Source organism: Halorhabdus tiamatea SARL4B (assembly GCF_000470655.1).
Lineage (GTDB): Archaea > Halobacteriota > Halobacteria > Halobacteriales > Haloarculaceae > Halorhabdus > Halorhabdus tiamatea.
Genome location: NC_021921.1, coordinates 1,782,765 through 1,795,884, shown reverse-complemented (window position 1 = coordinate 1,795,884; position 13,120 = coordinate 1,782,765). Strand labels below are relative to the sequence as shown.

General features: G+C 58.7%; 11 protein-coding genes. 5 read left to right on the top strand and 6 right to left on the bottom strand.

Going from position 1 to position 13,120, the window contains the following annotated elements; all coding sequences use genetic code 11:
• Positions 1-15 precede the first annotated feature (15 nt).
• The 4 genes from HTIA_RS08800 to HTIA_RS16955 all read right to left on the bottom strand — a co-directional run bounded on the left by HTIA_RS08800 (position 16) and on the right by HTIA_RS16955 (position 3,372).
• Positions 16-954, bottom strand: coding sequence for a recombinase family protein (locus HTIA_RS08800; RefSeq protein ID WP_008524512.1), 939 nt, complete (start codon positions 952-954; stop codon positions 16-18).
• Entirely contained in the window at positions 951-1,787 is an 837-nt protein-coding gene (locus tag HTIA_RS15880) for a transcription initiation factor IIB family protein (RefSeq protein WP_158413122.1), read from the bottom strand. The genes HTIA_RS08800 and HTIA_RS15880 overlap by 4 nt, the downstream gene beginning before the upstream one ends.
• Positions 1,780-2,898, bottom strand: a complete 1,119-nt coding sequence (locus tag HTIA_RS08795) for a CRISPR-associated protein Cas4 (protein WP_008524510.1) — start codon at positions 2,896-2,898, stop codon at positions 1,780-1,782. The genes HTIA_RS15880 and HTIA_RS08795 overlap by 8 nt, the downstream gene beginning before the upstream one ends.
• Before the next feature lie 81 nt (positions 2,899-2,979).
• Entirely contained in the window at positions 2,980-3,372 is a 393-nt protein-coding gene (locus HTIA_RS16955) for a DUF7344 domain-containing protein (RefSeq protein WP_008524509.1), read from the bottom strand.
• Between the two features lie 197 nt (positions 3,373-3,569).
• On the opposite strand from HTIA_RS16955, the gene HTIA_RS08785 reads away from it, so the two are divergent.
• From HTIA_RS08785 to HTIA_RS08765, 5 genes are all read left to right on the top strand, one after another.
• Positions 3,570-3,833, top strand: a complete 264-nt coding sequence (locus HTIA_RS08785; RefSeq protein WP_008524508.1) for a hypothetical protein — start codon at positions 3,570-3,572, stop codon at positions 3,831-3,833.
• 146 nt (positions 3,834-3,979) lie between these two features.
• Entirely contained in the window at positions 3,980-4,498 is a 519-nt protein-coding gene (locus HTIA_RS08780) for a DUF7342 family protein (protein ID WP_008524507.1), read from the top strand.
• Positions 4,499-4,560: 62 nt separating this feature from the next.
• Positions 4,561-4,926: a hypothetical protein gene (locus tag HTIA_RS08775; protein WP_173399596.1), complete on the top strand. Its 366-nt coding sequence runs from the start codon at positions 4,561-4,563 to the stop codon at positions 4,924-4,926.
• A 142-nt stretch (positions 4,927-5,068) separates the two neighbouring features.
• Positions 5,069-5,599: a DUF7342 family protein gene (locus HTIA_RS08770; RefSeq protein WP_021029448.1), complete on the top strand. Its 531-nt coding sequence runs from the start codon at positions 5,069-5,071 to the stop codon at positions 5,597-5,599.
• A gap of 53 nt (positions 5,600-5,652) precedes the next feature.
• Positions 5,653-6,075 (top strand): hypothetical protein, encoded by a 423-nt coding sequence (locus HTIA_RS08765; RefSeq protein WP_198408531.1) that lies wholly within the window; start codon positions 5,653-5,655, stop codon positions 6,073-6,075.
• Positions 6,076-6,355: 280 nt separating this feature from the next.
• On the opposite strand, the gene HTIA_RS08755 is transcribed toward HTIA_RS08765, so the two are convergent.
• The gene (locus HTIA_RS08755) at positions 6,356-9,991 is read right to left on the bottom strand and encodes a UvrD-helicase domain-containing protein (RefSeq protein ID WP_008524501.1); all 3,636 of its coding nucleotides are present in this window, start codon (positions 9,989-9,991) and stop codon (positions 6,356-6,358) included.
• Positions 9,984-13,040 carry a PD-(D/E)XK nuclease family protein gene (locus HTIA_RS08750; RefSeq protein WP_008524500.1) on the bottom strand — a complete coding sequence of 1,019 codons (3,057 nt, stop codon included), beginning with the start codon at positions 13,038-13,040 and terminating at the stop codon, positions 9,984-9,986. The genes HTIA_RS08755 and HTIA_RS08750 overlap by 8 nt, the downstream gene beginning before the upstream one ends.
• Positions 13,041-13,120 lie beyond the last annotated feature (80 nt).

The following is a 13,120-nucleotide window of genomic DNA, read 5'->3' as shown; positions in this document are numbered from 1 at the left end:
ACAGTCAGTTCTGCGTTAATTTATCCAGTCTCGATATTGCTCAAGGATTCGTTCGACACGATTTGTCTTTCGTTTGTCCCTCATTCTGGTTCGACTATGACTTTCGTCCCCACTAAATCGCGTTCTAATTGATCTGGCCTCATCGAAGAGATCATCAGAAACGATCCGATACGACTCCTCTTTCCGCTCGATATCTCCTACCGAATATCTGCCGATATATAACTGGTTTCGCAGGGTCGTGCTCAGAGATGCTGTAGTCCAAGACCGATGGCCGGATTCCTGTTCGTTTAGTTCTTCGGCGACATCTGCCATCGATTTTATCTCAACGTATCGTTTGAAGATTCTTCGAACAATAGAGGCTTCAGACTCAACGATCTGTAATCTCCCGTCAGGGGTAGCCTCATACCCGAGTGGTGGAGACGCATTGGGCCATTTGCCTTCCATCGCCCGTGCTGCGTGTCCCATCTTGGTCCGCTGCCGGATCATTTCCCGTTCGAACTCCGCGGTGTTGGCTAGATTCCGGAAATTGAACTGTCCCGAAGGCGTTGTCGTATCGATTTGTTCGGTGACGCTGTGGAGAGCGACACCCCATTCTTGGAACTCCTTCTCGAGCTGGACAGCGTGCATAATGCTCCGCGAGAACCGATCGATCTTCCAGAACACCACCACGTCAATTTGCCCGTGCTTCGCCCGGGTCAACATCTCCTGGAACATCGGCCGATCCGTATCTTTCCCGCTCATTGCCTCGTCGCGGTACACGAATGCCACTGTCCAGTCAAGTGCTCGACAACGGTCGACGCATTGTCGGACCTGTTCGTCTATCGAGTATCCGAGTTGCTGTTTTGTCGTTGATGTCCGCGCGTAGATCGCCGCTCTCTGCTGTGGTCGATCTTCGCCGTCCATATCGCGAACGTCACGGGGCACGGTGGTGACGGGCGCAAAACTCTGGTTCATGATTTCTTCTCGTCTTGTCCTGGCTGATCCGAGGCTAGTCGGCCATTAGCGGCTTCCCGACAGTCCTTTACTCTGAGTCGAATCGTCTCAGTCGTCACTCCCGTGGCAGTCGCGATCTCACGCTGTGTGATCGCTCCTTCCGCAGCGAGGTAGAGTGCGGCTCCTGCGAATGCTCCTGGATGTTTCCCGCAGAGTTGTTTCGCAGGTACGGCCTCGAGTAATTCTTCGGCTACGGATACCGTCGCTTTGTGGATTTCGAGATCTCGGGCGAGGCCACCAAGGTACGTCCGCGGTGGACTTGGTTGACTTCCATAATCCAAGTCTTGCCGGAGTACACGGCAGATGCGACGAAGAGAATCCGAATCGACGTCGGCAATGTCAGCTATCCGGCTGGCCGGAATCGGGTTCTCGCTCTCCTGTCCAGCGACGGTGACACATGCTGTGACGAAGAGCTCCATAGAGCGACCGTCGGTGAGCGTCTCAGTTGCACCGTCGGCGTAGATTTCCGCTGCCCTCTCTCGAGTGGAGGTCGGAACGTCTAAACGACTCCCCAACTCCTCTAAGTACTCGAAAGCACGTGCAATCTGGTACTCTGTACTGTTCGTGACCCGGTGATTTTCTGACCAGCTTTCACGAGCATCTCTGTCTGGTTCAAAATCAGTCAGTGCTTCGTCAAACTCAATTGGGGCGGATACGACGGCCCCGCATTCCTGACAGAACGGATCGAGTCCTTCGATCGACCTATCGACTTCAGTCGAGTCACACGCGGGACAGCGAACGGTGCTCGTCCCTGATGTACTTTGCATGGCGCCCCACGGATCGTTTTCAGACATCTCTACCACCTCCTGAACGAGTCTGATCGTCTGGCATTGGCCCCGAAAGCGTGGCCAAGATACCGTTTGATCCGCACTCCTTACAGGCGGGTGCCTGATCAACATCGCCGACCCAGTCGATCGACTCCACGGCTTTCGTGGTACCACACCCTGGACAGTGCCACTCGTGGCTTCCGTAGCTTTCTGCCAGATCCGGATGTGCGTGTGCGAGCGTGGGAGTCAGCTTTGCGTCCTGATTGGCTTCCAGATACTCGACGACGCTCTCTCGTGGATATTCGTCGTAAAGGGGAAGGAAGCCCTCCGGTCCGATACCGTCAGTCTCCGTTTCCCCTTTCCCACACCGCTCGCGGTAGTCACAGAACTCACACTCCCAGTCGTACTCGGGTGCCGCGGGCGGTAACTCGTCGTCGAGTCTGTACTGAGTATGCTCACGGGCCCACTCGAGGACCACGTCTTCCCAGAAATCGTCGTCGAATTCGACGTGGAATACCTTGAGGTCCATCGACTTTCGGCCACCGTAGAGGATAGCGGCATCGCGAAGGTCGACATCGTACTTCTCGGAGAGACCGACGAGGTACGCGTGTACCTGCGCACGATGGTGACGATTGGGAGAATCCACGTGATCGAGTGATGACTTCGTCTTGACTTCTATCGGGAGAATGGGGACAGAGTCCTCGTCGACGATGACTGGATCCGTGGCCCCCTTGACCCTCACCTCGCCGGCATCTGTCTCGATAGAGATGTCGATCCACATCGTGTTTCGGACGTAGGTGTTCGGGTCCGTGACCGCGCGGTCGAGGAAAGGGAAGACGATATCCTCCTCGAAACGCGATCCGAACCAGAAAATTCCATCTGGATCTGGTTGTTCCGCCGGTGCGTTACACTGACGATAGAATACCTTCCGGTGGCACTGGAGAAGCGAGCTCGGACTGTGTCGTTCCGGGTCGGGAACGTGATCTGGTCCGTTGAAGTAGGGCGTCCCGTTCTCGATGTTCTGTCTGTGCTGTCGCTCGCGGTACCAGTCCTGGAATCGATCTGCCGAGATCTCATTGAGAAGGCCGCTGATCGACGGATTTTCGCGATTTGATATGCGTGGTTGTTCTATAGCCATGATGTGCTTGATGACCGGTGTAGTGGGTCATCGTTGGTTCCTAAGATGTCACTAGCCAACTTACTCAATCGCTCATTGTGGTCACCGGTCTCCATCGTCGCTCATCTCTTCCAGGAGTGACTGGAACAGGTCTACTGTCGGCGTGTTCGCATCGAGAAGAACTGCGGCGATTTGGAAGTTCGTCCCTCGGCAGACCGTTTGTCGCTCGGAGTCATAGACGATGATGCCCGCGTCCGATAGTGTTGGAAGATGCGTCTGGGAAAGTGCGTTGTACGCGTTCCGATACGGTTCGCCTGTAGCCTGATCCGCGGGCACGTCCTGCTCAAGACTCGCAATCTTTCGCGCCAGGTCCCTGGTGGTATGGGTAACCTCATCGCTTTCTTGGAGAAACTGGATCACGTATCGTCGCCGAGCTGCCCGGAGTGCATGGTAAAGAGCCGAAAGAAAGTCCTCAATTGTCGTCACGGACAGCATCCACTCCGGATCGTTTTCACAGATATGTTCCTCTGGCTCTGTTTAGCGTGCCTCGGCTTCTCCGAAGATGATTCACTTGCCATACGAGATTTGTTAGCACGAAACCGTAAAAATCTACGGTTGGAATATACTAAATACGCGGCTATAACCGTATTTGCACCCCCTCTTAGGGTGTTATTTCACCAACTCAGGGCCAGATGCGCCCTCGCGTAGAGTGGATGACGCAAGCTGACGAGCGAATCTTGGAGTTTCTACAGGAGAAAGAGATCGTGGCATCTCCCGCTGTAATCGCTGCAAACATCGATTACACCGGCAAATACGTGTCTAATCGATGCCGAATGCTCGCAGATGCTGGCCTTATTCAGAGAGTCGACGCTTCCAATTACCAGATTACGGACTTTGGTGAGCGATTTTTGCATGGGGACGTTGAAGCGGAGGAACTAGAGGTTCAAGACAACTGATTGGCCAGCGCGTACTGTGATGTTTGAGGGGGTAAACATCATTTCAGCTCGATGAGTACGACAACCGACTCAATCACAACTGAACGACAGTCCGAAATATATCGTCCACAGCAAGAAATATGTATTTTTAGTGCGTGGGACGATGTATGGCAGAAAGTTCCCGCGCCGACGGCCCGCCGCCCTTTGACCGGCCGTTTGAAGACGCGGACACGAAGCAGCGCGTCTACGGGGCGGTCCTCCATGCACGAGAACCGATGACGGCGGCGGAAATCTCTGAGCGAGCGGACTGCTCGGAGGATGCAGCGCGGGCGCATCTTTCCTTTTACGCCGATCTCGGGATCGTCATCCGCCACGAGGGCCGGCCGATGAGGTACGAGCGCAATGACGACTATTTCGAGTGGCGGCGAGTGAACGAACTCGCGCGGGAACACACCGTCGACGAGTTACAGGCTCGCGTCTCAGAACTCACCGATCAGCTCGAATCGTACCGTGACGAGTACAACGTTGACTCACCTGCTGACGTCGACGTGCTCGCGTTCGACGCGGACAATGTCGATGACGTGTACGTGGACCTCAGTGATTGGGCCACTGTCGTCGAGGAGCGCCGCCTGCATGAACGCGCTCGACGGAAAGTCACCAGCTCAACGGCGCAGTCTCACAGCTGACGATGGTACCAGTGGAGGACGGCACAAGTCCCGCGCCGATCGATCGGGCAGTCTTGCAACAGATGCGGTCTCGATTTCTGGGTAGTCGGCAGATCGACGCCGCTCGTATTCTGGAGGACGAAAAGCTCCACCTGCGCGTCGAATTATCGAGTGACTACTATCCGAGTCACGCTTCGGCCCGCTTTGAGATCCGTTGGTACCGCAATGACGGCTTCAACATCTACTATCAGGAACAACGAGACGGGGAGACCTGGCAGTACCGATGGGATCGCCATCCGAACGTCCACAATTCGCGAGATCATTTCCATCTACCACCAGTAGCCAGTCGTACTGAGGCCCAGGACGCTGAGTGGCCGAACGACCATCGTGAGGTGTGCCGCCTCGTCTTGGATTATCTCGAAGAGCGGATTGAGACGCTCTGGGAGTGATATTCTTCGTGCTGTGAACGGAGTGGGGACGAAGCTTCCTCAGGTAGTCGCGAGTAGCCCGACGACGGCGCGGAGGCTGTTACCTGCCCAGATTATTATATCCTCCCAAAGAGTGATATTCTCACGTATCGTACGCCCACCCATGCCAGACTCCGCTCCAACATTCGAGAATGTGAACGAGCGCGCCAAGGAGGACTGGAAACGTGATACCACTCCCTTCGACCGCGTGCGGTCCGTGATGCGCACAGCGTACGATCCCATGACTGCAGCGACCGTCGCGGAGAAATCCCTCACGTCGGAGCAGACGGCTCGCAAGCACCTTCGCTCGCTGGTCGAACACGGCTACGTGACGGAGACAGCCTCGCCTGACTCGAAGGCCACGCTGTATCGACGGGCGAACGATTCACTCGCACTCGAACAGGCGCGGCGTATCCTTGACGAGACGGATGTCGATACGCTCTCGACACGCGTCCTGGAGATGCGCGAACAGCTTCGTGAGTACGGCGAGCGGTTCAACGCGGACTCGCCCGATGGCGCTGTTCGGGCTCACGCGGATATCGACCCGGAGACACTCATGGAATGGCGAACGACGCGGCGAAACCTCGCGTTCGCCGAGGTGGCACTCGCACTCAGTAGCGTCGAAGACGTTTCCGGGGTGGCGGAGGCAGTTTGATGCAATTTGAGAGTGGAGAGGGTGAGTCTCACGCGCTACGAGGATCGATCGACGTGGCGAAACTCGACGCGTTCCGCGATGCGTTCGTGTCTCTCGAACCGATGGCCGCTGGCGCGATTGATGATCGACTTGATCCCCGAGAGCTCCGGCTTACCATCCCGTACGGTATCGGGGATACTGAGGAGACGACATTCACTGTCCGATGGACGACAGTAGGGGACTACAACATTCACTACTCGGATACGTCCGAGCGAAACCTTCGCTGGGATATCCACCCGCACGAGTTTTCGACACCATCTGATGACCGGCACTTTCATCCGCCACCGAACGCGTCAAACGACGATGAAGATGTCGAACCCTCTTGTATCGAGGCAAATCGGATTGATCTCGTTGCCAGGGCAGTTCACCTCCTGTGGAGACAGGCACTCGACGAAGAATCAGTGGACAGCATCAACGCTGGCACAAACCCACCCTAACGACGGTTCGTGGCACATATCGGGGGCAAGCACTGGGCCAGTCGCTTTGTCCAGGCTGGTGGACACTATCCAATCCCGGCGTGATGACGTCCTCACTGCGGACGGTGACATTGACCAGAACGCTCTAACTGACCCGACAGTGTACAAATCAGGGATTCACTTTCAGTTCAAGTACCACTTATATCATGTCGGCCTCCTTACTGACGGTGGGACTGACAACAAAGAAAGAGTTCTACAAGACGAGTGGGAACTCACTCACTCTCTCACTTGAGGTTGCGGACTACTCCACTAGGTCCATCATTGGTCGAAGTTCAGATTCAATTTCGGACATCTGATCCGACGTCCAATTAAATCGCTCTTCTACGCCATCGTCAGTAAATCGGAGTGAAGCTCGCACGTCACGGTTTTGGTCATGCTGAAGGAGCGCAAGAGCATACGCGAGCATTTGTGGTCGATAGTGTTCTGCTAGCTCATCCGATGTCGTCGATGAGAGATCGTTCGTTTTGTAATCGATAATGTGGAAGGCATTTGGCGTAACGAGTAGTCGGTCGATATCACCGACGATTCGCGACTTACCAATCCTGGCGATAACAGAATACTCGTTATAGACCGCTTGGAGGTTGGCATCGGCCTCAACCTCATCCACAAATTTGACCGCATCACCGGCGTGATCGATAGCATCACGGAGGTCGGATTCCGTTGGCTCTTCACCGGCCATCTGACTCAGACGCCGAATCAGCTTCGGCCAGTCGTCTCTCGGTGGGCGAAGTTCATTGATCCGGTGGACAACCGTCCCAAATGTCGTAGGGCTTAGGCCAACTGTCTCCTCGGACTGGGAGTAACTGTGACCGCCTGAAGACGCATCCGCAACCGCATTCACCAGCGTCGTGGCCGCGATCCGTTTCGCTGACGCCTGCGTCAGGGGCGAAGAAATCGAGATTTCCGGCGCTGCATCAACAGTGGCGTCGTCGGTGTGACAGTCTACTGGTCGCGGTGGGCTACGAACGGTATAGCTGGCCCCACCCAACTCGCTACGAGCCTGTCCGTCACGAATCGCCTCGGCGACGAGGACTTCGTCTAGGAGAGCTGGCTGTAGCCAGTCTCGCCACCGGTCTGCGTTGTCGAAGGTTGCTGGCTCTCCGAGCTCGATGGCGCCAGACTCGTCGACTTCGATGTCGTGAGTGCCGCAGAGAAGGAGGTGATCTCGTGTCCGTGTACAGGCTACATAGAGGAGGCGTTTCGACTCCGCACGCTCTCGGGCCAGTGACTGCCGGTCAGCATACTCGTGAAAGGCTGTCTTCTCAATCGAGAACGCATCGCTCGGATTTGGCCCACCGACCGCCGGCAGAGGGGGCGCGTTATCAGTTCCCTCCACAAGTCGAACGTAGCCATGGTCATCAACGGAGCGACCGAAGTTGAGGTCACTCCCGAGATCGGGGACGGTGACGATCGGAAACTCGAGTCCTTTCGCAGAATGGATCGTCATAATCCGGACCCCCTCAGCGTCACCCGGAATATCTGCCTCCCCCTCACGAGGGTCGATCTCGGCTTGGCGGTCGATCCGGTGGAGCAACCCGGCAGCTGTGTGAACACCGTTTTCGCTCCAAGTACGGACTTGGTCGCGGAACTTCTCGACGTTCGCGACGGCCTGCTGGCCGCGTTCGTCAGCACTCACGCTCGCCAGATACCCCGTGTCGTCGATCACTCGGGACAACAAGCGGTTCCACGGAAGGACGCCATCCTCAGACGGCGTCGCGCAGCCACTAAGCGTCCGCCACGTCGTGAGGAGGTCGAAGGCATCCGCGAGCTGTGGATAGTCCGTCTCGGCGAGCGCATCCCACACTGAATCGGCCTCTGCGACAGCTGGTGCGAGGCGGTCATCGGTGAATCCGAACAGCGGCGACCGAAGCACCCCATAGAGAGAGACATCGTCTTGTGGGTCACCGAGTACCCGAAGCAGATTCGTGAGCGCCTGGACCTCAGGCGTATCGTAGAACCCGACGCCACCGACGACAGTGTAAGGGATGTCGTACTCCTCGAGGGCGCGCTGATACCGATCTAGATGAGTTCGCCGGCGGAGGAGGATTGCCGTGTCGTCGGGAGTAGCGTCGCGATGAACTTCCGTATCGGGATCTTGAACTTGCGGCGGATCGTCGAACAGGTGGGTCAAACGAGCAGCGAGCGCTTGCGCCTCTGCTTCGATGGTGTGATCGAGCGCGCCTTCGGCGACCGGATGATCGTCGCCGAAGAGTTCCGCTGCCATATCGGCGTCGTCGGGCACAGCGAGATACTCGACACTCCCGGTCAGTCCCTCGATGTCCTCGACACGGTCGCGTTGCGTGGTCAACTCCTGCGGTGGCGCTTCGTAGGGTTCGTGGATGTCTCCCTCTGGCTTGAACAGGTACTCGAAGAGCTCGTTCAGGAACGATAACGGCTCGTCCAGTGTCCGGAAGTTCCCGGAGAGTTCGAGCGCCGTCGGACTCTCGGCCTCTCTGTCGGGGACGTTGTCGACCCCACGGGCTTCGTTGACGGCCTGGAGTTCCGCTCTCGCCGCCCCAAATGTCGTCACGTCGGCCCCACGGAATCCGTAGATACTCTGCTTCTCGTCGCCGACCAGAAAGACGTTCGACGCTGTCTGCTCGTCGACGCCGGTGAGGAGCTTGACTAACTCCCACTGTCGCGGGTCCGTGTCCTGGAACTCGTCGACCATCACGGCCGCAAACTGGTCTTGAAACCGCTCCGTGACCGTATCGTTGGCTCGCAGGAACTCGAGGGTCGTCTCGATCACGTCGGGGAAGTCGAGCGTATCGCGGCGCTCTTTCTCGTCGGCGTAGGCAGCGAGGACATCGTCGAAAACACGCATCAGGGCGAGCGCGTAGTGAGCGCTATTCGCTTCCAGTTCCCCCGGCGTCGTCTCGACCGTATCCGCGTGCGGTTCGACGGCCGCGATGACCGCGTCGATGGCATCCTTCAGATCATCGTAGACATCACCGTACTCATCCCACTCGTCCCGATCGCCGACGACGTACCCCGAACTGCTGTACAGGCCGCCGTTTTTCTTCTCACAGGCCTCATAGAGGTCGAGGATTGCCCGCTGACAGTCGCGGGGATCGCTATCTTCAGGTTCCTCAGGGAGTGTCGTCGCGACCTCGGTGAAGGTCTGGTAGGCCCAAAGGCCGTCCGCGTCAGCAATAGTTTCCTCGCGGTCAACGCGGCCCGCGACCGTGCGTAGCTGCTCGAGGAGTCCGTCCGCATACAGCGTCTGTCGGGCGTCGGCAACATCGAGATCACAAACGACCTCCCAACAGATATCGACGTAGTCGTCGATCTCGGCGTCACGCCACGCCTCGAGAACGGACTCGCTCTGTGGGCGTTCATCGAGTAATCCAGCGAGTACATCGACCAACTGGTCGCGACTCCAGAGCTGGGCAAGGAGCTCCACGTCATCATCGTCCTGGTTGCGTTCGAGGAACTCCGTCACGACTTCGCGTTGGAGTGTCGCGGCGCCGTCTTCGTCGAGCACGTCGAAGCCGAGCGGGACCGGAGCCTCGACAGCCCGTTCTCGCAAGAGCCGGGTACAGAAAGCGTGAATCGTGTGGACGTAGCCGTCCTCCAGATCATCGAGAATGTTTCGCCAGCGGTGATAGGCCTCCGGAGAGTCGACGGCCTCGAGCCGGTCGTACACCTCCGCCCGAACGCGCTCAGTTAGTTCGGCAGCGGCCTTTCGCGTGAAAGTGATCGTGACGATATTCTCCGGCGTGAGTGACGGGTTCTCGGCCAGTATCGTCACGTACCGCTCGGTAAGCGTCGTTGTCTTCCCCGTCCCGGCGCCGGCAGTGATCGCGACGTTTCGGCCCTGGACAAGCGCGTCCTCCTGTTCCTCTGTGAGCTGAATCTCTTCGGGTTCCTCAGTCATCGTGCATCACCGCCTCGAGATCCTCGTCGTCACGCACACGGAGCGGAACGTACGCGACGTCGTCATCGCGAACATTATTCACGAACTCCCGCTTGCGGTGGTGGCGGACATCGCATGCCCGACGGTAGTCACAAAACCGGCAGTTCGCTTCGCGGGCGGACAGAAGCGTCGTGTGGAACCGACCGTTGCCGATCGCCTCGTCGATCTGGCCCAACCACTCTGGAACGACCTCGTTCAGGAACCGACGGAGTTCGGTCTCGGAATCGAACTTCGACTCGACACCGCGTGGGATCTTGAGGTCGTTGGGCGGTCGTACCTGATAGTACGTCGCCGAGAGCGACCCCTCCTCGAACAGATCGCCGTCGACGACATCGGCGGAAGCAAGCAGATAGATGGGGAGCTGGAACTTCGTGCCGCCGGTCGTCTTCGTCATATACGGTGCTCGACCAGTCTTATAGTCGTAGAGCGTGAGCGTCGATTGCTTGCCGTCCCGACTCACGTCGATGCGGTCGATGTAACCACGAATCGAGACGGTTGAGCCGTCCGGCCGCTCAACCGTGAACGGTCCAGCATCCGAGTCGGGCAGCCCCTCGCCGAACGGGGCTTCGAACAGATGTGGGCGGGCGGCGCCGTCTCGGGAGAGTTCGTTGTCGAGGAACGTAGCGAACAATCCCTGTTCCGGTGCGTCGTGGGGTTTGATCCCGGCCTCGTACGGTGGGCTCTCATCGTCACCGAGACCTGCGAACAGCTCCGCCTTCCACCGCTCGTAGAACAGGCTGTCGTACTCGAAGTCAGTGTCTTGGAGTTCCTCGACGGCAACCTCGCGAAGGTGCGTCGCCAGGTAGTCCCGGTCGAACTCGGTGATATCAACACCGTCTTCGGTTTCGTCCTGCAGATCCACGAAAAACCGTTCGAGGACATCGTGAACGTACGACCCGGTTTCGAGGGGCGTGGGGACGACCTCGACGTCGTCGGGGTCCTCGATTCCGAGTACTTCGTCTGCGTAGAACTTGAACCCGCACTCGACGTATCGCTCGATTCGACTCGCGCTGTAGGGTTCTCGCTCTGACGGAGGATAGACTTCCGCGATGGTCTCGGGGTCCAACACACCGTCGTGGTCGGAGAGGCCAGCCGTTCCCCTGTTGGCCGCACAGCGGAGTCCCCGATCCGTGCGCTTGGTCTGCTCGGGGGAGAGATCGCCCCGGTCGCCGGCGCGGCTGACTGCCGCACGCCGGTCAGCCGTAGCGGCGACGTGCCGCTGCAGGTCCTCGCGGGAGCCCACGCGGTCGTCGACGCCGTCTTCGGATTCGATACCGGTCACGCGCTGGAGTTCGTCGAGGACCGGCGACCGGACGACGGCGGACTCGTCGTCGCCCGTCTCCGGTGTGGTGATCGTAAGTTCGTCGACGTTCGCGAACAGAGTTGCGAAAAGATAGCGCCCCCGGAGGCGCTCGTCGCCAGTGTCGAACCGTGGGTGGGCGTCGGTCATCTCCTCGAAGAAGGCCGGGCGTTCCCGCGTCACGGGGAAGTGCTCGCTCGCCAATCCCACGAGGAACACCTTCTCGAACGAGCGCATCCGAGCGTCGAGCAGCCCCATCACCTCAACGTGGCCGCCAGCAGCGCGCTGTGGAACCCGGATCGGCACGCCATCGAACGCACGGGTGAAGAGGGCCAACGGGGAAAGGTCGCTATTGACCGCCGCCAGCGACTCGAACGAGGAAAGGACCTCGTCCACGATGTCGTAGGCCCGCTGTTCGACGGCTTGCTCGGCACCGCTGGCGTAGTCCTCCGTTGCTGCTTCCAGGTCGAACCGGTCGTCCAACAGTCGACGGAGCGTCTTGGTTGCGTCCTCGACGTCGCCTGTTCGGAGCGCCTCTAGCGTGGCCAGCAGCTCCTCGATCAGTGCCGCCGCTTCGTCGTCGACGTCATCGAGTAGGGGTGACACAGAAACAGTATCACGCCGGCGAGCAACTGCCGTGACAGCGTTGGCTTGGTCGGTGTCGACGATGTCGACCAATGGATTTGCCAGCAGGGACGTGAGGTCCTCGGCCCGCGGATCCGGTTCGGCGAGGTTTAGGAGATCGTGGACGACGCTCCCGGTGAACGTCCGGTTCAGCTGTGAGGCGCCGGTCGTGACGTGCGGGATGTCGAACGTATCGAACATGTCCTCGACGTACCCCGAATAGGCCTCAGTTCCCGGAACGACGACGGCCAAGTCATCGGGGTCACGGCCATCGGCCAACTCGGTTCGGAGCTCGCGAGCGACGAAGCGAATCTCGCGCTCAGGTGTCGGGAGTTCACGCCATCGCAGAGTGTCTGGAGAAGGGACAGTATCCGAATTCGGGCGGTAGAGCGACTCGGTAATCGTTCCAAAGGCCCGCCCTGACTCGTCGACGGGCTCGAGTTCTACTGTCTCAAAGTCAAGTGCTTCGTAGACCTCCAGGGCATCTTCCGCGACGGCGTCGACTCCGCTCCGACCATCCTGGTGGAGCGGCAGCAGTGCAATCATCGGAAGTTCGTCGACGAGGCGTTCGATGAAGCGGCGTTCGACAGGGCGGAACTCGTGATACCCGGAAAGGATGACGACATCCAGTTCCGGGGAGAGCGCCGATAGTGACTGCTCCGCCGTTGCGACGGCGTCGAACATCTCTCCCCGGGTACGGACCCACTCATCAACGTAGTCAGCATGGAGGTTCTGATAGTGGCGGTACGCGTCGACAGTAGCTGCCGCGATACGGTCATCGAGGGCTGAGCCCTCGAACTCCGCCGCCAGTGCGTCGGCAGTCCCGACGCCGGCGTCATCGAAGAGTGAGAAACGGCTACTGAACGAATCAGCGAGAACGGCTGAGGCGGGTTCGCCCGCGAGAGCGCCATCTGTTTCGGCTGTCGTTCTGTCAAGCGCGTACTCCGCCAACCGGCGGTTCAGCTGCCCGGAGAGGGGCTGAACCGGACCGTGGAGCTCCTCGTACCACTCTCGAACGACCCCGTCGAGCGTCTCGGCACGAAGACGGAGGGGTTCGTGGGACGCGGTCCAGCGGTCCTCGACCATACTCCGGCGAGCATCGTTCCGCGTTATGTAGAGAATACTCCCCAGCGAATCGGTTGCGATGTCATCAGCCCGCTGAAATG